The 25,623-nt window shown below is 68.9% G+C and carries 22 protein-coding genes and 1 tRNA gene; 2 read left to right on the forward strand and 21 right to left on the reverse strand.

All coding sequences use genetic code 11. From position 1 onward, the window contains the following. Positions 1-113 precede the first annotated feature (113 nt). From OG226_RS17350 to OG226_RS17430, 17 genes are all read right to left on the reverse strand, one after another. A complete protein-coding gene (locus OG226_RS17350) occupies positions 114-527 on the reverse strand; it encodes a hypothetical protein (RefSeq protein WP_328679032.1) in 414 nt (137 codons plus the stop codon). A 294-nt stretch (positions 528-821) separates the two neighbouring features. After that, positions 822-2,141, reverse strand: coding sequence for an MraY family glycosyltransferase (locus OG226_RS17355; protein WP_328679034.1), 1,320 nt, complete (start codon positions 2,139-2,141; stop codon positions 822-824). Positions 2,142-2,270: 129 nt separating this feature from the next. Continuing rightward, on the reverse strand, positions 2,271-3,509 hold the full coding sequence (gene glyA / locus OG226_RS17360) for a serine hydroxymethyltransferase (RefSeq protein WP_329349384.1): 1,239 nt from the start codon (positions 3,507-3,509) through the stop codon (positions 2,271-2,273). 245 nt (positions 3,510-3,754) lie between these two features. Continuing rightward, a complete protein-coding gene (locus OG226_RS17365; protein ID WP_026150979.1) occupies positions 3,755-4,423 on the reverse strand; it encodes an arsenate reductase/protein-tyrosine-phosphatase family protein in 669 nt (222 codons plus the stop codon). After that, positions 4,420-5,067: an L-threonylcarbamoyladenylate synthase gene (locus tag OG226_RS17370; RefSeq protein ID WP_019060715.1), complete on the reverse strand. Its 648-nt coding sequence runs from the start codon at positions 5,065-5,067 to the stop codon at positions 4,420-4,422. Before OG226_RS17370 ends, OG226_RS17365 begins: the two co-directional genes overlap by 4 nt. Positions 5,068-5,248: 181 nt before the next feature. Then, positions 5,249-6,094: a peptide chain release factor N(5)-glutamine methyltransferase gene (prmC, locus tag OG226_RS17375; protein ID WP_019060714.1), complete on the reverse strand. Its 846-nt coding sequence runs from the start codon at positions 6,092-6,094 to the stop codon at positions 5,249-5,251. A gap of 46 nt (positions 6,095-6,140) precedes the next feature. Continuing rightward, positions 6,141-7,217, reverse strand: coding sequence for a peptide chain release factor 1 (gene prfA / locus OG226_RS17380; RefSeq protein ID WP_328679040.1), 1,077 nt, complete (start codon positions 7,215-7,217; stop codon positions 6,141-6,143). Positions 7,218-7,325: 108 nt separating this feature from the next. Further along, positions 7,326-7,550, reverse strand: a complete 225-nt coding sequence (gene rpmE / locus OG226_RS17385; protein WP_328679043.1) for a 50S ribosomal protein L31 — start codon at positions 7,548-7,550, stop codon at positions 7,326-7,328. Between the two features lie 194 nt (positions 7,551-7,744). Further along, positions 7,745-8,881: an LCP family protein gene (locus tag OG226_RS17390; RefSeq protein ID WP_328679046.1), complete on the reverse strand. Its 1,137-nt coding sequence runs from the start codon at positions 8,879-8,881 to the stop codon at positions 7,745-7,747. Between the two features lie 219 nt (positions 8,882-9,100). After that, positions 9,101-10,930 (reverse strand): trypsin-like serine protease, encoded by a 1,830-nt coding sequence (locus tag OG226_RS17395; protein WP_329349385.1) that lies wholly within the window; start codon positions 10,928-10,930, stop codon positions 9,101-9,103. Between the two features lie 150 nt (positions 10,931-11,080). Beyond that, complete coding sequence (rho, locus tag OG226_RS17400; RefSeq protein ID WP_329349386.1) at positions 11,081-13,129, reverse strand: transcription termination factor Rho; 2,049 nt, start codon at positions 13,127-13,129, stop codon at positions 11,081-11,083. A 384-nt stretch (positions 13,130-13,513) separates the two neighbouring features. Further along, positions 13,514-14,443: a homoserine kinase gene (gene thrB, locus OG226_RS17405; RefSeq protein WP_328679052.1), complete on the reverse strand. Its 930-nt coding sequence runs from the start codon at positions 14,441-14,443 to the stop codon at positions 13,514-13,516. A 247-nt stretch (positions 14,444-14,690) separates the two neighbouring features. After that, positions 14,691-15,749 (reverse strand): threonine synthase, encoded by a 1,059-nt coding sequence (gene thrC / locus OG226_RS17410; RefSeq protein ID WP_033285390.1) that lies wholly within the window; start codon positions 15,747-15,749, stop codon positions 14,691-14,693. 6 nt (positions 15,750-15,755) lie between these two features. Then, positions 15,756-17,048: a homoserine dehydrogenase gene (locus OG226_RS17415; RefSeq protein ID WP_328679054.1), complete on the reverse strand. Its 1,293-nt coding sequence runs from the start codon at positions 17,046-17,048 to the stop codon at positions 15,756-15,758. Between the two features lie 162 nt (positions 17,049-17,210). Further along, positions 17,211-18,602: a diaminopimelate decarboxylase gene (gene lysA / locus OG226_RS17420; protein WP_328679056.1), complete on the reverse strand. Its 1,392-nt coding sequence runs from the start codon at positions 18,600-18,602 to the stop codon at positions 17,211-17,213. Positions 18,603-18,665: 63 nt separating this feature from the next. Next, complete coding sequence (gene nrtL, locus OG226_RS17425) at positions 18,666-19,955, reverse strand: ArgS-related anticodon-binding protein NrtL (RefSeq protein WP_329349387.1); 1,290 nt, start codon at positions 19,953-19,955, stop codon at positions 18,666-18,668. A 227-nt stretch (positions 19,956-20,182) separates the two neighbouring features. After that, complete coding sequence (locus tag OG226_RS17430) at positions 20,183-20,731, reverse strand: response regulator (RefSeq protein WP_329353419.1); 549 nt, start codon at positions 20,729-20,731, stop codon at positions 20,183-20,185. Positions 20,732-20,859: 128 nt separating this feature from the next. Here OG226_RS17430 and OG226_RS17435 point away from each other — a divergent pair. Both OG226_RS17435 and OG226_RS17440 read left to right on the forward strand, forming a co-directional pair. Further along, positions 20,860-20,931: transfer RNA gene (locus tag OG226_RS17435), tRNA-Arg, on the forward strand. A 218-nt stretch (positions 20,932-21,149) separates the two neighbouring features. Continuing rightward, positions 21,150-21,860 (forward strand): hypothetical protein, encoded by a 711-nt coding sequence (locus OG226_RS17440; RefSeq protein ID WP_329349388.1) that lies wholly within the window; start codon positions 21,150-21,152, stop codon positions 21,858-21,860. Positions 21,861-21,880: 20 nt separating this feature from the next. On the opposite strand, the gene OG226_RS17445 is transcribed toward OG226_RS17440, so the two are convergent. From OG226_RS17445 to OG226_RS17460, 4 genes are read right to left on the reverse strand one after another with little or no spacing between them, the layout of a single operon-like run. Beyond that, a complete protein-coding gene (locus OG226_RS17445; protein WP_329349389.1) occupies positions 21,881-23,335 on the reverse strand; it encodes a tyrosine-type recombinase/integrase in 1,455 nt (484 codons plus the stop codon). Then, a complete protein-coding gene (locus OG226_RS17450; RefSeq protein ID WP_329349390.1) occupies positions 23,332-23,526 on the reverse strand; it encodes a helix-turn-helix transcriptional regulator in 195 nt (64 codons plus the stop codon). Before OG226_RS17450 ends, OG226_RS17445 begins: the two co-directional genes overlap by 4 nt. After that, positions 23,523-24,680 carry an AAA family ATPase gene (locus OG226_RS17455; protein WP_329349391.1) on the reverse strand — a complete coding sequence of 386 codons (1,158 nt, stop codon included), beginning with the start codon at positions 24,678-24,680 and terminating at the stop codon, positions 23,523-23,525. The genes OG226_RS17450 and OG226_RS17455 overlap by 4 nt, the downstream gene beginning before the upstream one ends. Beyond that, entirely contained in the window at positions 24,677-25,576 is a 900-nt protein-coding gene (locus tag OG226_RS17460; protein ID WP_329349392.1) for a bifunctional DNA primase/polymerase, read from the reverse strand. The genes OG226_RS17455 and OG226_RS17460 overlap by 4 nt, the downstream gene beginning before the upstream one ends. Positions 25,577-25,623 lie beyond the last annotated feature (47 nt).

The raw sequence follows: 25,623 nt of genomic DNA on the forward strand, positions 1-25,623 counted from the left end.
CATCAAGCCTCGCGATTGAGCAGGCGTCAGCTCAGATGCCCGCGCCCGCGATGCCGCAGTTGGCACCGGACGATAGCAGGGTCGCTTACGTGCTCTTATCCCGGCCCTACCTCTCACGACGAGTGCCCCGACTTCTCGGGCTCGACGTAGAGGATTTTGGCCTTCATGTGGGCACGGGTCTGCGCGACGGTCCAGATGATGGTTCCGGCGAGCAGGGTGAACGCGAAGGCCTTGGGATTGAACAGCGTGGTGTGCTTGAACGCGGCAAGGAAAATGAACAACAGAAGAATCTGCGCCGCGAAGAGCATGAGGCCCATCGCCTGAAACAGGTGCGGAAGCGATTTGGCAGTGCGCTGCAGAACGTAGAGCCCGATTCCCATGAAGAGGATCACGATCAGCGTCCCAACGGCTGCCCCAATAGCTCCTTCACCGCCGGCGACCACGGCACTGACGACGGCGGCAATCGCGCCGACGGCAGCTGTGGGCACAGCGGCTTGAAGGAGAATCCGGGCGTCATTGGACGGCATGGCGGCAACTCCGCTTGCTAAGGGGGGCGTGTCGTCATGGACGAGCGTAGTCCCGGGATGAGAGAGAACCTCACGCCAATGGACCGTCGCACTACGGTCCTTCGGCTCTGTCCCGGGTTCTCGTGAACCGTATCACAAACTATTTGATGCGGTCTTTACCTAGAAGGTGTGCTTGCTGTCACACATGAGAGTGACAGTGCGCGTCTGTGCAAAATAACGGCCAACTTGTCTGGTATGGGGAGGCTTTGTCCTCCCACGAGATGGCAACGCTTTAGTCAGATTCTTACCTTGGCGTCAGCGCGAGGACTCCGCTTTACGTCCGTCCAGGAGGCGCGAACGAGGGCCGACTGCGGTCGCCCCGTTGACTCCTGACACTCCGGTGACAACCGGAGGACGCGGGTCACGGTCCTCCTCCGCCAGCACGGCAACGGGGTCAACTGCGGCCCTGCGACGGCGATATCGCGGCGGCACCAGGTGCTCGGCCCAGCGCGGGGCGCGCGGAGTGAAGCGCGGCAGCAGGAGCAGCAGCAGGCCGACCGCGCTCAGGAAGACGATGCCGAGGACGATCCACATCGAGGCCGAGTTGACCGAGTAGGACAGCGCCCCGAACGCGATCAGCGCCGACCAGAAGTACATGATCAGCACCGCCCGGCTGTGCGAGTGCCCGATCTCCAGGAGCCGGTGGTGCAGATGGCCGCGGTCCGCGGCGAAGGGCGACTGTCCGCGCCAGGTACGGCGGACGATCGCCAGCACGAGGTCGGCGGCCGGTACCGCGATGATCGTCAGTGGGAGCAGCAGCGGGATGTAGACGGGCACCGTCTGGTGCACCGCCGCCTTCTCGGAGCCGACGAACAGCTGCAGCGCGTCCGGGTCGACCTGTCCCGTGATGGAGATGGCGCCGGCGGCCAGCACGAGGCCGATCAGCATCGAGCCGGAGTCGCCCATGAAGATCCGCGCGGGGTGCATGTTGTGCGGCAGGAAGCCCAGGCACATGCCCATCAGGATCGCCGAGAAGAGCGTGGCCGGGGCGGCGGCCTCGATGCCGTACGAGTACCAGATCCGGTAGGCGTACAGGAAGAACGCGGCGGCGGCGATACACACCATGCCGGAGGCGAGGCCGTCCAGGCCGTCGACGAAGTTGACCGCGTTGATGGTGATGACGACCAGGGCGACGGTGAGCAGGGTGCCCTGCCACTGGGTCAGCGCCACGTTGCCGACGCCCGGGATGGGCAGCCACAGGATCGTCAGACCCTGCATGACCATCACGCCGGCGGCGATCATCTGGCCGCCCAGCTTGATCAGGGCGTCGATCTCGAACTTGTCGTCCAGGACCCCGATCAGCCAGATCAGGGCGGCTCCGGAGAGCAGGGCACGCGGCTCGTTCGAGTTCTCGAAGACCTCGCTGAGGTTGGTCAGGTGGTCGGCGACCAGCAGACCGGCGCACAGACCGAAGAACATGGCGATACCGCCGAGCCGCGGAGTGGGTTCCCGGTGCACGTCACGGGCCCGGATCTCCGGCATCGCCCCGGCGACGATCGCGAACTTCCGCACCGGCCCGGTCAGCAGATACGTCACCGCGGCCGTCACGCAGAGCGTCAGCAGGTATTCACGCACAGGCTTCCCCACAGGTCTCGCTGGCCATCACAGCCCCACACCCTAGCGAGGGACGCATATGGTTGGGGACTTCCGGGTAGCGACGATGGTTGCACGTGTGGCTGTGTACCTGAGTGCGGGTACCCCCGTTCAGCCCGGATAGGGCAGGAATCCACCCACAAGATCCCGCACTTCGTCACGGGCCCGCCGGGCGTCGACCCGCCCGCGCAGCACCCCGGCCATCAGCGCCGCGATCCCCGCCATCTCGCCCTCCCCCATGCCCTGCGTGGTCACCGCGGCGGTACCCAGCCGCAGCCCGCGCGAGTCGCCGTGCGGGAGCGCGCAGCAGTCCAACACCATTCCGGCGGCGGCGAGTTGACCGCGTGCGGCACGTCCGTCGGCGCCGAGGGGCAGCGGGTCGGCGGTGATGAGATGGGTGTCGGTGCCGCCGGTGGTGACCACGAACCCCTCGGCCGCCAGCCCGGCCGCGAGCACCCGTGCGTTGGCGACCACCTGATGGGCGTACGCCGTGAAGGCGGGGGTGGCCGCCTCGCCGAACGCGACGGCCTTGGCGGCGATGGTGTGCATCTGGGCACCGCCCTGGGTGAACGGAAAGACGGCCCGGTCCACCCGCTCCGCCAGCTCGCTCCCGCACAGCAGCATCCCGCCGCGCGGCCCGCGCAGCACCTTGTGCGTGGTCGCGCAGACGACATCGGCGTACGGCACCGGGTTCGGTGCCGCTCCCCCGGCGACGAGGCCGATGGGATGCGCGGCGTCGGCGATGAGATAGGCGCCCACCTCGTCGGCGACCTCGCGGAAGAAGGCGTAGTCGATGTGCCGGGGACAGGCGATGGACCCGCACACGATCGCCTTGGGTCGGCGCGTACGGGCGAGGGAACGCACCTGCACGTAATCGATGAGCCCGGTCTCGGCATCGACCCCGTATCCCACGAAGTCGAACCACCGCCCGGAGAAGTTCGCGGGCGACCCGTGCGTGAGATGCCCGCCGTACGGCAGCCCCAGCGCGAGGACGGTGTCACCGGGCCGCAGCAGCGCCGCGTAGGCGGCCAGCACGGCCGAAGACCCGGAGTGCGCCTGCACGTTGGCGTGCCCGGCCCCGAACAACGCCTTCGCCCGGTCGACGGCGACCCGCTCGGCGACGTCGACGATCTCGCAGCCGCCGTGGTGGCGGGCGCCGGGGTATCCCTCGGCGTACTTGTTGGCGAGCGGGGAGCCGAGCGCGGCCAGCACGGCGGGCGAGGTGAAGTTCTCGGCGGCGACCAGCTGGAGCGTCGTCGACTGCCGCGCCAGCTCCCCGAGCAGGATCTCGGCCAGCTCGGGGTCCTGCCGACGCAGCACGTCGGCCTCAAGGACAGGGATGACCGACATGGTGGACTCCGGACCGTCGACGGTGACGTACGTCCAATGTAGGCCCGGGGCGGGTGGGGCGCGCGGCCGTCGCCACGTCTTCGCGGGGACGCCGGCGAAGCACGGTCACCACCGGATCGATCGCCTGGCTCAGCCACATCAGCCGCTCCGCGGCAGGCGTCGCCGACTCCGCTCCCGCCGGATCAAATACCTGCGGGCACACCCGTGAGCGCCATGACCGTCGGAACAAGTCCCCGCGGGCGTCGCTACGTCTTCGCCGGGACGCCGGTGAGGGCGGTGACCACCGGATCGATCGCCTGGTTTATCTCGTCGCCGATGGAGCGGAAGAACGGCAGGGGGGCGCCGTACGGGTCGAAGACCTCGTCCGCTTCCGCCGTGGGGGCCAGGAGCCAGCCTCGTAGGGCCGCTGCCGCGCGGACCAGGGCGCGGGCGCGGGCCACCATGCCGTCCTCCAGGGGTGGGAGGGTCGCGGGGTCTATCGCCTTCACCAGGCGGGTGAACTCCTTGAGGGTGAAGGTGCGCAGGCCCGCAGAGTGGCCCATGGAGATGACCTGGGCGCGGTGGTCCCGGGTGGCCGTCAGGACCAGGTCGGCGCGGATCACGTGGTCGTCGAGCAGCTCGCGGCCGGTGAACCCGGAGGGGTCCGCGCCGAAGTCGGTGAGGACGGTCGCCGCGTTGGTCTCCATGGGTGCGCCCTCATGGCCCCACGTCCCGGCGCTCTCCACGATCAGCCCGCCCCACAGCGGGTCGCCGAGCCGGTCCGCCAGGGCATGACGGGTCAGCCGCTCGGTGATCGGCGAGCGGCACACGTTGCCGGTGCTGACGTGGAGGATGCGGAAGCTGTCCATGGGGAGCCCGAAGGTCCCCGTCACTTCCCCGTTGCCTATGCCACGCCCCGCGTCAGGGGCTGTCAATTCGCCACCTCAAGGTCGGGGACGACCTTCCGCAGCTCCTCGGCCGAGATCGCGCCCGCGCGCAGCAGCAGCGGCACCTCGCGCGTGACGTCGACGATCGACGACGGCACGTTGCCGGGCGTCGGACCGCCGTCGAGGTACACGGAGACCGAGTCGCCGAGCATCTGCTGGGCCGCGTCGCAGTCCTCCGGCGCGGGGTGGCCGGTGAGGTTCGCCGAGGAGACCGCCATCGGACCGACCTCCGTCAGCAGCTCGATCGCGACCGGGTGCAGCGGCATCCGTACGGCGACCGTGCCCCGGGTGTCCCCCAGGTCCCACTGGAGGGACGGCTGGTGCTTGGCGACCAGCGTGAGGGCGCCCGGCCAGAACGCGTCGACGAGTTCCCAGGCCAGCTCGGAGAAGTCCGTGACGAGGCCGTGCAGCGTGTTCGGGGAGCCGATGAGGACGGGGGTGGGCATGTTGCGGCCCCGGCCCTTGGCGTCCAGCAGATCGGCGACGGCCTCCGAGGAGAACGCGTCGGCCCCGATGCCGTAGACCGTGTCGGTCGGCAGGACCACGAGTTCGCCCCGGCGGACAGCGGACGCGGCCTCGCGCAGACCCGTCGTGCGGTCGGTCGCGTCATTGGTGTCGTATCGCCGTGCCATGTCTAGCGGTCTCCTTTTTTTGTAGCTCGGTTCGCCTCCGGGGCGCCTGTTGTCGGTGTCGAGCCCCCGACCGTGCTCACCCCTTCGGGCCTCCGCGCTCCCCCAGAGGGGGGACCCCCAGCGGTCTCGGCACCGACGCGCCCCTTCGGCTCACTCGCTGCCTGCCAGGCGAACGCGGCTGTCATGGCGTAGCCCTGCGGGCGGTCGCGAAGCGCGGGCGGTTGTTGAGATCGGGGTGGTCGGCCGCGTCGGCCCAGCCACGCTCCTCGGTGAAGATCCACGGCACCTGGCCGCCCTGGGTGTCGGCGTGCTCGATGACGACGACACCGCCCGGGCGCAGCAGCCGGTGTGCGGTGCGTTCGATGCCGCGGATCAGGTCGAGGCCGTCCTCCCCCGAGAAAAGGGCGAGTTCGGGATCGTAGTCCCGCGCCTCGGGCGCGACGTACTCCCATTCGGTGAGCGGGATGTACGGCGGATTGGAGATGACCAGGTCGACATGGCCGTCGAGGTCGGGGAAGGCGTCCAGCGCGTTGCCCTGCCGCAGGTCGACGCGGGAGCCGTCCATGTTCTTGCGGGTCCACTGGAGGGCGTCCTCGGACAACTCCACGGCGTGCACCCGGGAGCGCGGGACCTCCTGCGCGAGGGCGAGCGCGATGGCGCCGGATCCGGTGCAGAGGTCCACGATCAGCGGCTCCACGACGTCCATCGCGCGGACCGCGTCTATGGCCCAGCCGACCACCGACTCGGTCTCGGGGCGCGGCACGAACACCCCTGGCCCGACCTGGAGTTCCAGGTACCGGAAGAAGGCCCGGCCGGTGATGTGCTGGAGCGGCTCACGCTGCTCGCGCCGGGCGATGGTCTCCCAGTAGCGGGCGTCGAAGTCCACGTCCTTCACGGAGTGCAGCTCGCCCCGCTTCACACCGTGCACGTACGCGGCGAGTTCCTCCGCGTCGTTGCGCGGCGAGGGCACGCCGGCGTCGGCCAGCCGCTGGGTGGCCTGGGCCACCTCTGCTAGCAGCAGGTTCACGCAAGTCCTCCGTGTCGTACTCGTCCGTGCCGAACCGTGCCGTGCCTTACGCCGCCGCGAGCTTGGCGGCCGAGTCCGCGTCGACGCAAGCCTGGATCATCGCGTCGAGGTCGCCGTCCAGGACCTGGTCGAGGTTGTACGCCTTGAAGCCGACGCGGTGGTCCGAGATGCGGTTCTCCGGGAAGTTGTACGTACGGATCTTCTCGGAGCGGTCGACCGTGCGGACCTGGCTGCGGCGGGCGTCGGCGGCATTCTTCTCCGCCTCCTCCTGCGCCGCGGCGAGCAGCCTGGAGCGCAGGATACGCAGTGCCTGCTCCTTGTTCTGCAGCTGGCTCTTCTCGTTCTGGCAGGAAGCGACGACTCCGGTCGGAATGTGCGTGATGCGCACCGCGGAGTCGGTCGTGTTGACGGACTGCCCGCCGGGCCCGGAGGAGCGGTAGACGTCGATGCGGAGGTCGTTCGGGTTGATCTCGACGTCGACCTCCTCCGCCTCGGGGGTCACGAGGACACCGGCCGCCGAGGTGTGGATACGGCCCGCGGACTCGGTCGCCGGGACGCGCTGCACGCGGTGCACACCGCCCTCGTACTTCAGGCGGGCCCAGACACCCTGGCCGGGCTCGGTCGCGCCGTTTCCGCCCTTGGTCTTCACGGCGACCTGGACGTCCTTGTAGCCGCCCAGCTCGGACTCGGTGGCGTCGATGATCTCGGTCTTCCAGCCGACGCGCTCCGCGTACCGCAGGTACATGCGCAGCAGGTCGCCGGCGAACAGCGCGGACTCGTCGCCGCCGGCGCCCGCCTTGACCTCAAGGATCACGTCCTTGTCGTCGTTGGGGTCACGCGGCACGAGCAGCAGCCGCAGCTTCTCCGTGATCTCCTCGCGGTGCTTCTCCAGCTCCTTGACCTCGGCCGCGAACTCCGGGTCGTCGGCGCCGAGTTCACGCGCGGTCTCGATGTCGTCGCCGGTCTGCTTCCAGGAGCGGTACGTGGCGACGATCGGGGTGAGCTCGGCGTAGCGCTTGTTCAGCTTGCGCGCGTTGGCCTGGTCGGCGTGGACCGACGGGTCGGCGAGCTTCGTCTCAAGGTCGGCGTGCTCGCCGATGAGGTCCTCGACAGCCTCGAACATCTTGGGCTCCTGAAATGCGTACGGAAGGGTAGGCGGGCGACCAAAAACGCCGGTCCCGACACGCGCCCGTAGCAGGGCGCGGCCGTGGACCGGCGAAATGGAAGCTCGCTACTTCGTGGAGCCGGCAGCAGCCTTGCCGAAGCGGGCCTCGAAGCGGGCCACGCGGCCACCGGTGTCGAGGATCTTCTGCTTGCCCGTGTAGAACGGGTGGCACTCGGAGCAGACGTCGGCGCGGATCGCTCCGCTGGTGATCGTGCTGTGGGTGGTGAACGACGCGCCACAGGTGCAGCTGACCTGGGTCTCGACGTACTCGGGGTGGATCTCGCGCTTCAAGGGTGTCTCCTAGTTTCGGGAGGGCACCGGGTCGCTCCGCGGGTTGCGGGACGTGAACCGGGGCCGACTGTCCAGTCTGCCAGCACTGGAGCCATCTCCCAAAACCGGGGGTTGGCGTTGTCTATTCCCTGCGGGCCGGTAGGGGCTGAGCGCGCCCCGCGGCGGAGCCGCCAACCGATACAGCCCCGCGCCCCTCAAGAACTCGTCACCACGCCCTTGGCTTCACCGGTAGCCGTGCCTTTGGTCGCCGCCGCCGGGATCGGGCGGTCGTTCTTCAGGGCCGTCCAGACCATCTGGGCCTTCGACTTCTCCACGATGACCCGGTTCGGGTTGGCCGGGTCGTACTCGACGGGCATCGTGACCATGTTCATGTTCTTCGAGCTGATGGTCTTGAGGCCGTTGGCGAAGGAGGTGAGGGAGTTCACCGAGCCGAGGTCGGAGTCGGTGGTGACGGCCTTGGTGGCGGTGTTGGCGAGGTCGTAGAGCTTGGTCGGGCTGGTGAGGACGCCGATGTGCTTGACCTGGTTGACCAGGGCCTTGATGAAGGCCTGCTGGAGCTGGATGCGGCCGAGGTCGGAGCCGTCGCCGACGCCGTGCCGGGTGCGGACCAGGCCGAGGGCCTGCCGGCCGTTGAGCGTGTGGGTGCCGGCCTTGAGGTCGAGGTGGCTCTGCGGGTCCTTGATGGCCTTGGTCGTGGTGACCGGGACGCCGCCGAGTTCGTCGATGAGCTTCTCGAAGCCGGCGAAGTCGACTTCCAGGTAGTGGTCCATGCGCAGCCCGGTGACGGACTCGACGGTCTTCACCGTGCAGGCGGCGCCGCCCGTGGAGTACGCCTCGTTGAACATCACGCCGGACGCCGCGTCGTGCGTGACGCCCTTGGTGTCGGTGCACTCGGGGCGGTCGACGAGGGTGTCGCGCGGGATGGACACCACGCTGGCCTTCTTGTGGCCCTTGTAGACGTGCACGATCATCGCGGTGTCGGAGCGGGCGCTGCCGTCGTCGGTGCCGCCGCCGAGCTTCTTGTTCGTGCCGGAACGGCTGTCAGAGCCCAGGACCAGGATGTTCTCGGAACCGTTGTCGACCTTGACCGGCCGGTCGGTGCCGAGGGCCTGGTTGATGTCGACGCTCTTGATGTTGCCGTTGAGCTTGAAGTACACGTACCCGGCGCCGGTGCCGCCCAGCACGACGACGCCCGCCGCGACCCAGGCCGTGATCAGCAGGGCCTTGTGACGCGGACTGCGGTCCTTCTTACGGCCTCCGGCGCGGTGGCGCGGGCCGTTGGTGCCGTCCTTGCCCGGTATGGCGGGCTCCGGCGTGCTCTCGGCGGACATGGGCTCCTCGCATCTCGTTCCGGGTCGGTTACCCCCTGCTTTCAGGGTTCAGGCCTGGCCGAAGCGACCGATACCGCTCAATCCTCGCTCTATGGTCGCTCCGCCAGGTCAGACAGGGAAACTCGGGAAAGGGTTGCACAACGCAGAGTGCCCATCGCGTACGGCGATGGGCACTCTGTGTAGTCGAGTGAGCGGGTAATGCCCCGCTCACCTGCGATGTCAGCCGAAGATGTCGTACTGCTGGAAACCGGTGCCGAGGGACTTCGGTGTGCCGAAGATCTCGCTGGTGGCCTTGCCGGTGCCCGGGTAGAGGTACAGCGTGTTGCTCGCGTTGCGGATCAGGAGGTCCGCCTTGCCGTCGCCGGTGAAGTCACCGACGGCGTCGAAGGCGTTGTAGCTGCCCCAGGTGCGCACCTTCACGCGGGCCGCGAAGGCACCCGAGCCGGACTTGCCCGCGCCCTTGTACAGGTAGAGGACGCCGGTGCTCTTGTTGCGGGCGAGCAGGTCGGCCTTGCCGTCACCGTTGAAGTCGCCGTGGCCGACCAGCACGTTGTACTGGCTCCAGCCGCCGCCGACCCGCGACGGCGAGGAGAAGGTGCCGTTGCCCTTGCCCGGGTAGATCCACAGCACGCCCGCGCTGTCGACCGAGACCAGGTCGGGCAGGTAGTCGCCGGTGACATCGCCGGGGGCGAGGATCCGGGTGCGGGTCTTCCAGTTGGCGAAGATCTTCGTGCTGACCCAACTGCCGTCGTCCCGCGCGCTGTTGAGCTGGAAGTGGTCCCAGTAGACCGCGCCGGCGGTGGTCCGGTAGATCCAGTCCTGGTAGCCGTCCCGGTTCAGGTCGGCCGACCGGACCAGGTTGACGCCGCCCCAGTCGCCCAGGGACACGCGCGTGGCCAGCGAGGTGCCCTTGGAGTCCAGCTCGTAGCCCACCTTGTTGGAGGACTTGCGGGCGTAGATGTCGGCCTTGTTGTCGGTGTAGCTCAGGTTGCCGTCGTCGACCTGCGCGTAGGCCGCGCCGACGTAGGCGGTGACCTTGGTGAAGACGGCGTAGGCGCCCGCCGCGACACAGTCCTGGACGCCCCAGGACACCACGCCCACGATCCGGCCGCCGACGATGAGCGGGCCGCCGGAGTCGCCGTTGCAGGTGGTCGTCGTACCGGCGTCGCTGCCGGTGGCGGGCGCGCCCGCGCAGACCATGTGGCCCTTGACGTAGTCGACACTGCCGTAGGCGGCGGTGCAGGTGGCGTCCGAGTCGATCGGCAGCGTGGCCGTCTTCAGCGTCTCGGAGACGTCCTGCGTGGTGGAGCTGGTACGGCCCCAGCCGTAGACCTTGGCGGTCTTCGCGGGGGTGCCCGTGTACGACGCCGTGTCGGTGTTCGTCGTCATGCGGATCGGGGTCGCCTTGACGGGGGCCGCCAGGGTGAGGACCGCGATGTCGTTGTTCGGGGCGCCGTTGGTCGACACGCTGTACGACGGGTGGTTCCACTGGCGCAGGACCGCGGTGGCCTGGCCGCCGTGCAGGTCGGTGTCGCCCGCGTCGTCGGTGGTGGGCAGCTGGGTGGCGCTGGTGATGACGGCGCCGTACTTGGCCCAGTTGTAGCCCTTGACGCAGTGCGAGGCCGTCAGGATCTTCGACGGGGAGATGACCGAGCCACCGCAGAAGAAACCGATGTCGTCGGTCTCGGTGGTGGTGCCCTTGTCGTCGTAGTACCAGAGCTGCGCCATGAACGGCGCGGTGTTGATGGTGGTCGTCGTGCCGCCGATGATCTTCGGGCCGACGGCCTTGCCGGTGGTGCTCGCGCTCAGGGACGACTTCTTGGCCGTCTGGCCGGCTATGTCGTCACCGGCTTCGGCACCCGCGACGCGCTTCTTCAGCGTGGCGAGCGACGTCGTGCTCACGGCGGGCTTCACGGTCGGCGTCGGCAGCGCGGTGGCCGCGCCGGCGGACGTCGTCATCAGTGCGGCGGTCACGGCGGCGGCGATACCGGCCGCGGCGACAGGCAGGCCAAAACGTATCCGGCGTCTGTGCCGACCGGCCCCAGGCATGGGCATACCCACTCAAGTCCCCCCTCGGGATCAGAAGTTCGGACGATTATCGAAAACAAGTCCGAAGGGCGCGATCGTACAGCCAGCCACTGACAACCCAAAGGGCCGCCCCCTTAACAGGAAGCGGCCCTTTGATAACGCTGCCTTGCCCTAGTCCCCGTTGCCAGGAGTGGTCTTCTGGATCTGGAGCAGGAACTCGGCGTTCGACTTCGTCTGCTTCATTTTGTCGAGGAGCAGCTCGATCGCCTGCTGCTGGTCGAGCGCGTGCAGCACCCGGCGCAGCTTCCAGGTGACGGCCAGCTCGTCGGCGCCGAGCAGGATCTCTTCCTTACGGGTACCGGACGCGTCGACGTCCACCGCGGGGAAGATGCGCTTGTCGGCGAGCTTCCGGTCGAGCTTCAGCTCGGCGTTGCCCGTGCCCTTGAACTCCTCGAAGATGACCTCGTCCATGCGCGAGCCGGTGTCGACGAGCGCGGTGGCGAGGATGGTCAGCGAACCGCCGTCCTCGATGTTGCGCGCGGCACCGAAGAAGCGCTTGGGCGGGTACAGCGCCGTGGAGTCGACACCACCGGAGAGGATGCGGCCGGAGGCGGGCGCCGCGAGGTTGTACGCACGGCCGAGACGCGTGATCGAGTCCAGGAGTACGACGACGTCGTGGCCCAGCTCCACCAGCCGCTTGGCGCGCTCGATGGCGAGCTCGGCGACCGTGGTGTGGTCCTCGGCGGGACGGTCGAAGGTCGAGGAGATGACCTCGCCCTTCACCGACCGCTGCATGTCGGTGACCTCTTCCGGACGCTCGTCGACCAGGACGACCATCAGGTGGCACTCGGGGTTGTTGTGCGTGATCGCGTTGGCGATCGCCTGCATGATCATGGTCTTGCCGGTCTTCGGCGGGGCCACGATCAGACCGCGCTGGCCCTTACCGATCGGCGCGACGAGGTCGATGATGCGGGTCGTCAGCACACCCGGGTCGGTCTCCAGGCGGAGCCGGTCCTGCGGGTAGAGAGGCGTCAGCTTGTTGAACTCCGGTCGCCCGCGCCCGGATTCGGCCGCCATGCCGTTCGCCGAGTCGAGGCGGACCAGCGCGTTGAACTTCTCGCGGCGCTCGCCGTCCTTCGGCTGGCGGACCGCGCCGGTGACGTGGTCGCCCTTGCGCAGGCCGTTCTTGCGGACCTGGGCGAGGGACACGTACACGTCGTTCGGGCCCGGCAGGTAGCCCGACGTACGGATGAACGCGTAGTTGTCGAGGATGTCGAGGATGCCCGCGACGGGGATCAGCACATCGTCGTCGGCGACCTGCGGCTCGCCCGCGACACCGCCACCGAACTCGTCGCGTCCGCGACGGCCACGGCGGTCCCGGTACCGGCCGCGACGGCCGCGACGGCCGCCCTCGAAGTCGTCGTCGTCCTGCGGGCCGTTGTCGCGCTGCTGCCGGTCCTGACGGTCCTGGCGGCCACCGCTCTGCTGCTGACGGTCCTGCTGCTGGCGATCCTGCTGCTGACCGCCCTGCTGACGGTCCTGACGGCCGCCGCTCTGCTGCTGGCCGCCGCCCTGCTGCTCGTTGTCCTTGCGGCGGTCGCCGCGGTCGCGGTCCTGGCGGTCCTGACGGCCACTGCGGTCGCGGTCGCGACGGTCCCGGCGGCCCTGACGGCCGTCGTCACCGGCTTCGCCCTGCGCGGCGGCGGGCGTCTCGGCCTTCGGCTCGCTCTTCGCCTCGGCGGCGACCGTCTCCGGGCTGCCGGCCTCGGCGGTCGCGCGGCGACGACGGCGCTCCACAGGGGCGTCGTCGCTGGCGGGCTGGCCGGGGATCTCGATCTGCTGCTGGGCCACGGCCTTCTCGGCGGCGACCTTCTCGGCCTTCTCCTCGGCCGGAGTGGCCGCCTCGTCACCCGTACGGGTCTTGGAGGTGGCGCGGCGCTTCGGCTTGGTCTCGGTGGCGGTCTCGGCCTTGGCCGGAGCGCCCCCTCCCGCCTGCGCGTCCTTGATGACCTCGATCAGCTGGCTCTTGCGCATCCGCGCGGTGCCCCTGATGCCGAGGCCGGATGCGACCTGCTGAAGCTCGGCCAGCACCATGCCGTCGAGGCCGGTACCGCGGCGCCGCCGGGAGCCGGCACCGGTGGCAGGCGCGGAGGCGTCCGTGGCGGGCGCGGCAGCGGTCTCCTCGACACGCGCGCCCATCAGATCGGTGGTGTCGCTCACGAAGGGTCCTTCCCTGGAGCGGACGTCGGCCTGTCTGGCTCGGCGACCGGTTGTGCTGTCCGGCTTCGGTTCTTGCTGTGTGAACCGTGCCGGGGCGGTGGTCCGCCTAAGCGGCGGAAGAGATTTCTGGTGACGGCGCTTCCCGAAGCAGTGGCACCGAGTGTCTGTGTCACGTGGCTTGGTCGCACCAATTCCGGAGCGTGCCCGGCGAACCGCTCTGTGCCCCTACAGAACACGGTGCGGCTTGGGAGGCTCCCGGAAGAATGTCTGTCCCGGACGGGGACAACAAGCACCTCGCCATGGTGGGGTCGGGTGCAGACTTGAGATTAACACTACCGGATCCAACAAACATTCCCCCTCTCGAAATCCGGCGACGGTACGTAGTCAATTGACGCTGGGGGCCGCGAGCGGCAGTACGCACGCGCCCTGTGCGTCGAGATCCAGCCGGTTGGCGGCCCAGCCCTCACCGGCGAGGTGGGACACCTTGTCGGCGTTGTCGGCGTCGACCAGTGCGAGCACGGTCGGACCGGCGCCGGAGATGACGGCCGGCACCCCGTCCGCCCTCAACCGGTCGACCAGCGCGGCACTTTCGGGCATCGCCGGAGCGCGGTACTCCTGGTGCAGCCGGTCCTCGGTGGCGGGCAGCAGCAGCTCGGGGCGCCGGGTGAGGGCCTCGACGAGCAGGGCGGCGCGGCCCGCGTTGGCGGCGGCGTCGACGTGCGGGACGCTGCGCGGGAGCAGGCCGCGCGCGGTCTCGGTGAGTACCGGTTTCCCGGGCACGAAAACCACCGGAACGATCGAGTCGGCGGGGTCCATCCTGATCGCCCGCGCGGCTCCGCCGTCCAGCCAGGAGAGCGTGAATCCGCCCAGCAGACAGGCCGCCACGTTGTCGGGGTGACCTTCGATCTCGGTGGCGAGCTCCAGCAGGGCCGTGTCGTCGAGCCGGGAGTCCCCGCCTATGGTCACGGCGCGCGCTGCGACGATGCCGGCGCAGATGGCGGCGGAGGAGGAGCCCAGGCCGCGGCCGTGCGGAATGCGGTTGGCGCACACGATCTCCAGGCCGCGCGGCTGTCCGCCGAGCAGGTCGAAGGCGGTGCGCAGGGACCGTACGAGGAGGTGGTTCTCGTCGCGCGGGAGGGTCTCGCTGCCCTCGCCGGCGATGTCGATGAGCAGCCCGGAGTCGGCGACACGGACGACGACGTCGTCGTAGAGCCCCAGCGAGAGGCCGAAGGCGTCGAAGCCCGGGCCGAGGTTGGCGCTGGTGGCGGGGACGCGCACCCGGACGGCGGCGGCGCGGAAGGCTGGACCGGCCATCGCTCGATGACTCTCCTTGAGCTGCGTGACTGTCGAAGACATTCGATGAGATTCGATAGGTACGTGAAGACCCTCGGGCCGTGGAGACGGCGCGGTGCCGAGCCATGCGCGCAGGCATATGCGGCGGGCGGGTTCGGTACAGCCTATCGAAGGAAGGTTCTGTGGCGACATAGGGCGCACAGGAGGCGCACGATGCGTGTCGTAAGCCCCCTGTGCACCCCCCGTGGCGAGTACCCGCCAGGCGGCTTTACGCCAGCCCGAGGCGCTCGGCGGCCGTCGGCGCGTCGACCGGGATCGTGACCGGCTGCGGGGCGCCCGCGACGGCCCAGTCGGGGTCCTTGAGACCGTTTCCGGTCACCGTGCAGACGATGGTCTGGCCCGGGTCGACCTTGCCCTGCTCGGCCGCCTTCAGCAGACCGGCGACGGAAGCGGCGGACGCGGGCTCGACGAAAACGCCCTCCTGAGCGGCCAACAGCCGGTAGGCGCGCAGGATCTCACGGTCCGTCACCTCGTCGATGAACCCGCCGGACTCGTCCCGCGCGTCCAGCGCGAACTGCCAGGACGCGGGGTTGCCGATGCGGATCGCGGTGGCGATCGTCGAGGGGTCCTTGACGATCTCGCCGCGCACGATGGGCGCGGAACCCGACGCCTGGAAGCCCCACATGCGCGGGGACTTGGCGGCGATGCCGTCGCCGGCGTACTCCTTGTAGCCCTTCCAGTACGCGGTGATGTTGCCCGCGTTGCCCACCGGCAGGACGTGGATGTCGGGTGCGTCGCCGAGCATGTCGACGATCTCGAAGGCGGCCGTCTTCTGGCCCTCGATGCGCACCGGGTTGACCGAATTCACCAGCGCCACAGGGTAGTTGTCGCTCAGCTCGCGGGCGAGGGTGAGGCAGTCGTCGAAGTTTCCGTCGACCTGGAGGATCTTCGCGCCGTGCACGAGGGCCTGGCCCATCTTGCCGAGCGCGATCTTGCCGCGCGGCACGAGGACGGCACAGACCATCCCGGCGCGTACCGCGTAGGCGGCGGCGGAGGCCGACGTGTTGCCGGTGGAGGCGCAGATGACGGCCTGCGCGCCCTCCTCCTTGGCCCGCGTGATGGCCATGGTCATACCGCGGTCCTTGAAGGACCCGGTGGGGTTGGCGCCCTCCACCTTGAGGTGGACCTCGCAGCCGGTGCGCTCGGAGAGCACCTGCGCGGGCACGAGGGGCGTGCCGCCCTCGCGGAGGGAGACGACCGGCGTGCTGTCGGACACCGGGAGCCGGTCCCGGTACTCCTCGATGATTCCGCGCCACTGGTGGGTCATTGCTGGTTACTCTCCTTCAACCCGCATGATGCTGGCGACACCCCGCACGGTGTCGAGCTTGCGCAACGCCTCGACAGTCCCGCCCAGGGCGGCGTCGGACGCGCGGTGCGTGACGACGACGAGGGATGCCTCGCCGTCCTTCCCCTGCTGCCGAACCGTATCGATCGAGACTCCGTGCTCGGCGAACACGGTGGCGACCTGTGCGAGAACACCTGGTTTGTCGGCGACGTCGAGGCTGATGTGGTACCGCGTGACGACCTCGCCCATGCCCGACACGGGCAGTCCGGCGTACGCCGACTCGCCGGGCCCGGTGGTCCCGTTGAGCCGGTTGCGGCACACGGCGACGAGGTCACCGAGCACGGCGGAGGCGGTGGGGGCACCGCCCGCGCCGGGGCCGTAGAACATCAGCTGCCCGGAGGCGTCGGACTCGACGAACACGGCGTTGTAGGCGCCGCGTACGGAGGCGAGCGGGTGGCTGAGCGGGATCATCGCGGGATGCACGCGCGCGGTGACGGACCCGCCGTCCTCGGCGCGCTCGCAGATGGCGAGCAGCTTGATGGTGCAGCCCATGTTCTTCGCGGAGGCGAAGTCGGAGGCGGTGACCTCGGTCATGCCCTCGCGGTAGACGTCGTCGAGACGCACGCGCGTGTGGAAGGCGATTCCGGCGAGGATGGCGGCCTTCGCGGCGGCGTCGAAGCCCTCGACGTCGGCGGTGGGGTCGGCTTCGGCGTACCCCAGGGCGGTGGCCTCGTCGAGGGCCTCCTGATAACCGGCGCCGGTCGAGTCCATCTTGTCGAGGATGAAGTTGGTGGTCCCGTTGACGATCCCGAGCACGCGGTTGACCTTGTCGCCGGCGAGGGACTCGCGCAGCGGCCGGATCAGCGGAATGGCACCGGCGACGGCGGCCTCGTAGTACAGGTCCTTGCCCTGCTGCTCGGCGACGGCGTGCAGCGCGGCGCCGTCCTGGGCGAGCAGCGCCTTGTTGGCGGAGACGACGGAGGCGCCGTGCTCGAAGGCGGCGGTGATGAGGGAACGGGCGGGCTCGATACCGCCGATGACCTCCACCACGACATCAATGTCCCCGCGCTTGACGAGGGCGGTGGCGTCGGTGGTGACGAGGGCGGGGTCGATGCCTTCGCGGACCTTGGAGGGCCGGCGTACGGCGACGCCCGCGAGCTCGACGGGTGCGCCGATGCGGGCGGCGAGGTCGTCGGCGTGCGTCGTCATGATGCGCGCCACCTCTGAGCCGACCACTCCACAGCCCAGCAGCGCCACCTTCAGCGGACGCGTACGCATCATCCGACCTCGTTTCCTCATACCGTCATCGGTTGGACCAGTCTCACTCACCGGACGGGAGTTTCTATCCATGGTCCGGATCGTGAGACATCGATTTCATTTCCAGGGGGTGGAAGACCGGAGATCTTCCACCCCTCTTTCTTTTCGTTCCTTCATCCGGCTCACTCAGCCGACGTCGAGGCGGAGCAGGTCCTCCTCCGTCTCCCGGCGGACGATGATCCGCGACTCCCCATCCTTCACCGCGACGACCGGCGGCCGGAGCACATGGTTGTAATTGCTGGCCATGGAACGGCAGTACGCACCCGTGGCCGGTACGGCGATCAGGTCACCGGGTGCCAGGTCCCCCGGCAGAAAGGCGTCCTTGACCACGATGTCCCCGCTCTCACAGTGCTTGCCGACGACCCGCGCGAGCATCGGCTCGGCGTCGGAGCGCCGGGACACGAGAGCGACGCTGTATTCGGCGTCGTAGAGCGCCGTCCGAATGTTGTCGGACATGCCCCCGTCGACCGACACATACGTCCGCAGCCCGTCGAGGGGCTTGATGGTGCCGACCTCGTAGAGCGTGAAGGCGGTCGGCCCGACGATGGCGCGCCCCGGCTCGACGGAGATCCGCGGGGTCCGCAGCTTCGCGGACTCGCACTCACGCGTGACGATCTCGGTGAGCGCCTTGGCGATCTCGTGCGGCTCACGGGGATCGTCGTCGCTGGTGTAGGCGATCCCGAGCCCGCCCCCGAGGTCGATCTCGGGCAGCTCGACACCGTGCTCGTCACGAACGGCCTTGAGCAGCCCGACCACCCGATGGGCCGCGACCTCGAACCCGGACATGTCGAAGATCTGCGACCCGATGTGACTGTGGATCCCGATGACTTCGAGCCCGTCGAGCTGAAGAGCGCGCCGCACGGCTTCGGCGGCCTGCCCGCCGGCCAGCGGAATCCCGAACTTCTGGTCCTCGTGGGCGGTGGCGATGAACTCATGGGTGTGCGCCTCGACGCCCACGGTGATCCGGATCTGCACCGGCTGCCGCTTGCCGAGGGACTGCGCGATGTGGGCGACCCGCACGATCTCCTGGAAGGAGTCGAGAACGATGCGTCCCACGCCGGCCTCGACGGCCCGCGTGATCTCGCCGACTGACTTGTTGTTGCCGTGGAAGGCGATGCGGTCGGCGGGCATCCCGGCGGAGAGGGCGGTGGCGAGCTCGCCACCGGAACACACGTCGAGGTTGAGCCCCTCCTCGTGCAGCCACCGCACGACGGCACGGGACAGGAACGCCTTGCCGGCGTAGAAGACGTCGGCGTCCTGCCCGAACGCGGTACGCCAGGCCCGGGCCCGCCCCCGGAAATCGGCCTCGTCGAGCACGTACGCCGGAGTGCCGTGCCGCTCGGCGAGCGTCTTCACGTCGATACCGCCGACGGTGACGACACCGTCCGCGTCACGACTCACGGTCTGCGCCCACACCTTGGGGTCGAGTTCGTTGAGGTCGGCGGCCGGGGCAGAGTAGTGCCCCTCGGGCAGGACGTCGGCGTGACGGGGACCGGCGGGATGTGCGGAACGGCTCATGTCGTCTTCTCTTCTGTCTCTTCCTGGCGCTCAGATCGTGCGGTGTCTTGTCGGTCCTGGCGCTCAGAGGTGTTCGGGGGCATCGATGCCGAGCAGGAACAGGCCACCGGCGAGCACCACCCCGGCAGCTTCGGCAAGCGCGAGCCGGGCACGGTGGGCGGCCAAGGGTTTCTCGTCCCCGAGCGGCAACGTGTCGGCGAGGAGAGGAAGGACCTCGTCGGCTACGGCGACCAGGTGACGGGCGAGCAGGTCGGGAGCACGCTGGGCTGCCGCGCGGGCGAGGAGGCGGGGGTGGTCGGCGAGGTGGGTGAGGAGGGGGGTGGGGTCCGCCGGGGTGTGGGGGGCGGTGCGCTCTCGTACGCCCTGTTGTGTGCCCTGTCGTACGTCTTGATGTGTGTCCTGTCGTACGTCGCCGGGTTCGGCGGTGAAGCCGAGGTCGGCGGCATTGCGGCTGACGGCCCGGGTGCGGGCGTAGGCGTAACGGACCCGGAAGAGGGGGTTGCTCTCCCGCTGCACGAGATGGTCGGCGGTGAGGCGGGGCCGGTCGTGGGCAGCGGGGTGAAGGAGAGCCCAGCGGGCGGCGTCACGGCCGAGGGAGAGGAGTTCCACGGGGTCGGGGGCGGGCACGGGTCGTACGTTGACGTCGAGGGGGGCGGGTGCGGGTGCCGGTGCGGATGGCGGTGCGGGTGCGGGTAGCGGTGCCGACGCCGGGGTGCCGTGCGCGTCGACCTCGACATCGAGGATCGCCGTCCACTCGGGCTCGGGGCGGGTCTCGCAGCTGGTGCGGACGAGCGCGCCCTGGGAGCGGAGGAGGCGGGCGATGACGTCCATGTGGACGAGGGCGCGGGGGTCGTGGGGGGCGTGGAGTTGAACGCGGTGGGCGGTGGGGGGATGTTCGCGGGTGAGCGTGTTCGCGCTGCTGGGGGTGTGTTGGCGAGTGAGGGGGTTCGGGCTGCTGGCGGCGGGTTGGCCGGCGAGGACGTCATAGCTGCTGCCGGCCGCGGCCTCGTCGACGTACCCGTACCTCGGTCCGCGCCGCAGGATCTCCTCGACGAGGGCGGTGGACGCCGTACTCCCGAGGCTGATGTTGAGGAACCCGGGCCCGGTGATCTCGACACCGCTGACGCCATGGGCACCGGCGAGGTGCGGCCGCAGCAACTCGGCCACACGGCGGGGGGTCTCCCCCGCGGGCCGAGCAAGCTGGAGGGCGATGTTGGTGGCGTAGTCACCCCACCCGCCGGCCCCCGGCACGGTCACGGAGGCCTTCTCAGGTACGACCACACGCAGCTCCCCGTCTTCCACAGCACGACGCACCGCGCGCAGCACGGTACGGGAGAGCTCGACGGGGGTCACGGGACAAGCGTAGGGGAGGAGGGGGGTGGGTAGGCCAGCCGGTTTGTCTGGAGGTCCGGGATGTGGACATGCCGGGCACGGGGCGGACGGGATGGAGCGGGCCCTGCATCCGCGACGGCGGGTCTGTATATACGGGGAGCAAGTAACAGAGGGGAGCGCGTAAGGAGACCTACAAGGAGCGGTGACAGGGCGACAGGTGGCGAGCCGTAGGCAGTCTCGTCTCAGCCTCAGCTGCCGCTACGCCCGCCCCGCCCAGCCCGCTCACCCTCACCGGCCCCGGCACCGAAGGCACCACCGAGGGAGAGTCCGTCGGCCGGATCATGCGGGCCCCGCGGGTCCTGCGGCTCACGCCGCCCTCGCTCGATCAACTGCCGTACGAGAGCGATGAGTTCGGCAGGCTCGAAGGGCTTGGCGAGAAACGCGTCGACGCCGACGTCGAGCCCGCTGTCGACCTCGTACTGGGTACAGGCGCTGACGATGGCAAGGGGCAGATCACGGGTCCGGGGATCGCTACGCAGCCGAGCGGCGGTACGCAGCCCGTCCAGCCGAGGCATAACGACATCGAGGGTGACCACATCGGGCCGCACTTGGTGAATCACGTCCAGACACTCGGCACCATCGGCCGCGGTCACGACCTCGAAACCCTCCAGCTCGAGATTGACCCTGATCAACTGCCGGATGACCTTGTTGTCGTCCACAACAAGCACCCGACCCGACGCGCCTGGCACAACTCGAGAGTAGGTCCGGACCGGCCACCGCGTCCGGGTTTTCCCCACTTCCACCCCCTGCGAGCGACCCACCACCCCTCACCACCCACCTCCCTGACCACCGAGAAACCTGTTCATGAACACGGGTAGGGAGCTGGTAGGGTTCTACCCGTCGCCGCGATCACCGCGACGGACACGCCCCCGTAGCTCAGGGGATAGAGCAACGGCCTCCGGAGCCGTGTGCGCAGGTTCGAATCCTGCCGGGGGCACTCGCCAGTCAGCCAGCAAGAATCATGCTCTGACCTGTGCGGATGCCGACACGAGAGAGCGGGAGTCAGTCTCACTGACTCCCGCTCTTTCTCGTTGTCTCTCAGTGTTCGCGCACTATCTGCGATACGCCAGACGTGGGCTCTGCCCGAGCTGGAACGGTGCCTGCGCTCCCTCCGAGAGGTCGTACGCTCAGCCCACCGACAACATGGGGGCAGACGTGAAGGACGAAGAAGACCTCGGAAGAGACGCCAAGGAAGCATTGCAGCGACTGGAAGCCAAGCTGCCAAATGCGTCCGCCAATTCACTTCGCCTGCCCGTAACGGACTTCAACGAGGTTACATCGGTCAGCAGCATACTCACACCCACCCTCTCCCAGATGACTCCCAGCGAGCTCAATAAGGCCCTACATGGTATCGACGCACTAATCAACGCATCAGATTCCCTGGGCACTTCGGACGTCAAGGAGAGGGGAATGATTCGACAATACCTAACACGGCGTCGAGAGAATATCATTCTCCGACTCTGGGAGCACACATACAAGAAATCGGCATCGTCACTCAAAGAGCTGATTGACAACCTTCCCGACGACGAACAGCGCCGTCTTCTTGAAGCCGAACTGGAAGACCTGCAGCGCGACACATTCAAGCTCCAAGCAGAGAGTCGCCAGGTCATAGCCAGACGCGAACGCGACGACGCCATACTCCGCGCCGAGTTAATGGAACGCAAATGGGAAGTTTGGTCAAAGATTCTAGCAAGGGAGTCGGTAGCAACATTCGCAGGCTCGCTGCTTCTTGTCGGACTTGCAGTGACGCTAATAGTCGCAATGTTCACCAAAACGCAAACCTCCGAAATTATCACCAATAGCTTCCTGATTGTGCTTGGTTATTTCTTCGGCCACAGCGGAAACTCTCGGGGTTCAGACCAATAAGCCGGAACCCCGAGAAGGTCTCACTGTTCTTCTTTTTCTAGATCCTTATCGATTAGCTGATTAGCCACTTCCTCGTGACCATCGATGCAGCCGTGATATCGGCGATGAATCACCTCGGGTGAATTACCCACACGCCGGGCCACCTCAGCGATCGGGACGCCTGCGTTCAGCCAGCGCGTGATGCACGTGTGCCGCAGGTCGTACGGGCGCCCGGCCAACGGTGAGTCGACGCGTTCCGGCGGGAGGGCGAACACCCGCGCTTCCTCCCACACGCGCCAGTACGTCGACGAACCGACCACTCCCCCGCGCTCGTTGCCGAACACGCGCCCTTCCTTGGCGGTCCCGAACTCAGTCAGGTGGGCCCGCAGGATCGCGACGAGAACGGGCGGGATGGGGACCGGACGGTCTGTGTCCGCCTCACGCGCCTTCAGCCCCCGGCGGTCGTGCCGCTCCCCGGAGTCGGTCCACTGCTTGCCGGAGACGGGACGCGTCTCTCGCAGCGTCAGCGTGCCCCAACCCACGTCCGGCAGGTGGCAGTCGGACAGCCTCAGCCCGACCGCCTCAGCGGGCCTGAGGCCCGCGTAGTACAGGACCGCGTAGAAGGCTGCCAGGCGCCGCCCGCGGTTGCGGTCCCACGAACCGACGTAGGAGACCGCGGTGAGCAACTGGCGCCCCTGTACGGCGTTCACGAGGACGCGTCGGTCCACCACCGCGCCGGACCCCACGCGCTTCTTGTGGGCCCCCTGGAGAGGGTTCTCCGGGAGTTCCTTGATGGCCACCGCGTGTTCGAGGGCGGTGTTCAGGGCCCGGCGCCGCCGCTTGTGCGTCTCCCCCGCTGCCGGGGTGCCGTCCAGTCGATAGCTGAGGCGGTACAGCACGTCTTCGAACACCTCAACGTCGACCAGGTCGACAACCGGACGGTCCTCCGTCGTGAGCCACTCGTAAGCGGCCTTCAGTTCGGCCGGCGGGAGCTCCCCCGAGTTCGCGGGGACGATCGCCCACCGGAATGCCAGGCGCAGGTACTTGTCCTCAGGGGTGTTCTCGCCTCGCTTGACCATGGCGAGTGCCACGGCCGCGAGACCGTCCGCCATGCCCTCACGGGTTTTGGCGGCGCTCATGCGCCACCGCCCGGCGATGTACTTCCGGCAGAACTCGAACCACCGCAACGACGGCTTGGCCTCAGCCGCCGTTGCCGCCGCTTCAGCCGCGCGGACTTCGGACTCAGGCTGTCCGCTTTCGATCTCGAACGCTTCGCCCTTGCGCATGGCCGCACGCAGCTCCGAGCGTCGGTTGTCGGCAAGTGCCGACGTGGCGAAGGTCGCGCTGCTCACCTTCCCGCCGACGACCCAACGGAGTTGATACGGGCGGGCCTTGCGGTCGACCTTCGTGACCTTCCACAGCCGGATGTCGAGGGAGTACCCGGGCCGGGCCTCCCCGTGTGGGCGGAGGGCCGGGGTGTCTTCGGTCGTGCTCACGCGGCGTCCTCCCGCTCCGCGAGCCAACGCTCATATTCGGATCGGCGGATGCGTACGTCACCGTTCGGCAGCTTGATCGAGCGCGGGCCCTTCCCGAGTTGGCGCCACCGGTAGAACGTCGACGGAGCAACCTTCAAGTCGGTGATGACCTCCGCGACGGTCAACTTCTCGTCCAGCGTGCGGGCGCTCATACCGCCGTCCCTTCGGCTTCGGTCGACCCGGACAGCCCGGACAGCTCCAATTCCGACTGTCCGGGTTGTTCGTGCTGGTCAGAGGGGGTAACCGGACAGTCGGACAGCGCGGACACCTCTTGGACACCCTGTGTCCGGGTCTCGGTGTCCGGGTAGTACCGGCCACCGGCGTCCTTGGTGAGCTGTCCCGCTTCAGCCATGCGCGAGCACGTCCGGCGGATCGTGTCCATGTCGACCTGTGGCAGCTCGCCCGCCATGTCCTTCGGCTTCGCGCCGGGGTGGGCGCGGACGTAGCGGAGGATCGCGGCTCGGGTATCGCCGACGGTGTGGTCGGTGACCGGGCCGTCCAGCAAGTGCCAGGCCCCGGAGGCGGGTTGGAAGCTGAGCGCGTACTCGGCTTCGTCCACGTCACGGCCGGTGACGTGCAGGATGCCGTCCGCCTGCCCGCGGGCCCGCTTCAGTACGAGCGTGGCGTCCGCGGCGCCCGCGATGCCGTTGGTCCCAGAGACCTCCGTCAGGAAGTCGTCCGAGCCCGCCTTGCGGACGTGATGGACCAGGACAACGGCGATGCCGTAGTGGTCCGCGAGCCGCTTCGCGTAGCCGACGGAGACATAATCCGCGTCATACGCGGACACCCCTTGTGGGGCTTGGCCGCGCATCTTGGCGAACACGTCGATGACGACCATGCGCGCGTCCGGGTTGCGGTCCAACCACTGCGCGATGGCCTCGGTACCGCCCGCTGGGAAGGGCGGGCACTCGGTCACGAGGGTGAGCCCAGCGGGCGCCGGCTGTCCTCCCAACAGCTTGCCCATACGGGTCTGGAGACGGCGGGGGGTGTCCTCCAGAGCGAGATAGAGGACCGGTCCGCCGTCGACAGGGACGGAGTCGAACGCCTTGCCCCCGGCGGCGACCGCAAGGGCGAGCCCGAGGGAGAGCCAGGACTTGCCGACCTTGGGCGGTCCGGCAAGCAGGCTCACGCCCTCGGCGAGGAGACCGGGCACGGCCCATTTCGGCTCCGGGAAGTCCGCAGCCATGAGCTGATCGGCCGTCCACGCGGTCCGCGCGCGTTCCCGCTTCGGTGGCGGCACGGTGGGGGGCTGGGGGTCGCTGGGGACGGAGTACAGGTGCAGGGGCGGAATCGGGTTGGCGCTCATGCCGCGACCGTCCGAGGGCGCCGGGCCCCGGCCCTGAGCCCAGAGGCGATCGTGCGCCGCGCCTCACGCTCGCCCTGCCCTACCTGGAGTGCGGCAGTCAACAGCCAGCCGGTCACGTCGGCTTCGCTCAGCTCTCCCCCGGCAACGAGCTGCCCGAGGGCGACAGACGCGATGTACAGCTCGTTGTTGTGCTGATCCTCGCCAGAGCCGGTGACCCGCTCGACTTCCCCGTTGACCGCTGCGTTCAGGAAGCCCGTGCGCCGTCCGCGACCGGCGAGGGCAACCCGGATGGGTTTCTGCGGGGGCAGCGGTGCGGGGCGCAGGAGTTCGGCGAGCCAGCCCGGCAAAGCAGCCACGGGCGCGTTGCGGGTGACCTCGTACGGGCGCCCGGAGAACGTACTGCCCGCTCCGACCACGAGTCCGCCCACAGCGCGGGTGTCGACCTTCCAGCCGAGCCCGCGGGCACTGTCGCCGGCCGTGTTGCGCAGGGGCTCGCCCTCGGGTGCGGAGAAGTACAGGTGAGTGCCGCCGCTCCACGTGCCGACGGTGTAGGTGTCGGTGGGGAGGGGCTGGCCGTGGCGCTCGCAGAGCACGGCCAGCACGTCGGCGCCGTCCGTGACGCCGTGCTCGGCCCATGCGGCCGGCGGGGTGTCGGCGGGGTGCTTGGGCCGGTCCAAGTCGATGACGACCAGGCCGGACGGGCCGGTCGCGATGCCGACGTTATACGCGGCGTGCGTCCAGCACCGGGTGATGCGCTTGCGATCGGTGGTGGCGTGCTGTTCCCAGTCACGGATCGCGGGGCGCTTGTCTCCGGGGATGAGGGGGAAGACGCGCCAGTCGTGTGACGCTGCGTCAAGTGCTGCCGCGAGTTGGGCAGGGCCGTCGGGGTACGGCATCCTGGGGTTCTCCTGTTCTGTCTTCGGATGGCCAGGGAGAACCGCGG

This window comes from Streptomyces sp. NBC_01261, from assembly GCF_036226385.1.
GTDB lineage: Bacteria > Actinomycetota > Actinomycetes > Streptomycetales > Streptomycetaceae > Streptomyces.

Bases quoted from the DNA above. Each gene is read 5' to 3' on its own strand.
- OG226_RS17350 (WP_328679032.1), bottom strand. From the start codon at position 527: ATGCCGTCCAATGACGCCCGGATTCTCCTTCAAGCCGCTGTGCCCACA.
- glyA (WP_329349384.1), bottom strand. From the start codon at position 3,509: ATGTCGGTCATCCCTGTCCTTGAGGCCGACGTGCTGCGTCGGCAGGAC.
- OG226_RS17370 (WP_019060715.1), bottom strand. From the start codon at position 5,067: ATGGCACGGCGATACGACACCAATGACGCGACCGACCGCACGACGGGT.
- prfA (WP_328679040.1), bottom strand. From the start codon at position 7,217: ATGTTCGAGGCTGTCGAGGACCTCATCGGCGAGCACGCCGACCTTGAG.
- OG226_RS17390 (WP_328679046.1), bottom strand. From the start codon at position 8,881: ATGTCCGCCGAGAGCACGCCGGAGCCCGCCATACCGGGCAAGGACGGC.
- OG226_RS17395 (WP_329349385.1), bottom strand. From the start codon at position 10,930: ATGCCTGGGGCCGGTCGGCACAGACGCCGGATACGTTTTGGCCTGCCT.
- thrB (WP_328679052.1), bottom strand. From the start codon at position 14,443: ATGGCCGGTCCAGCCTTCCGCGCCGCCGCCGTCCGGGTGCGCGTCCCC.
- thrC (WP_033285390.1), bottom strand. From the start codon at position 15,749: ATGACCCACCAGTGGCGCGGAATCATCGAGGAGTACCGGGACCGGCTC.
- OG226_RS17415 (WP_328679054.1), bottom strand. From the start codon at position 17,048: ATGATGCGTACGCGTCCGCTGAAGGTGGCGCTGCTGGGCTGTGGAGTG.
- lysA (WP_328679056.1), bottom strand. From the start codon at position 18,602: ATGAGCCGTTCCGCACATCCCGCCGGTCCCCGTCACGCCGACGTCCTG.
- OG226_RS17450 (WP_329349390.1), bottom strand. From the start codon at position 23,526: ATGAGCGCCCGCACGCTGGACGAGAAGTTGACCGTCGCGGAGGTCATC.
- OG226_RS17455 (WP_329349391.1), bottom strand. From the start codon at position 24,680: ATGAGCGCCAACCCGATTCCGCCCCTGCACCTGTACTCCGTCCCCAGC.
- OG226_RS17460 (WP_329349392.1), bottom strand. From the start codon at position 25,576: ATGCCGTACCCCGACGGCCCTGCCCAACTCGCGGCAGCACTTGACGCA.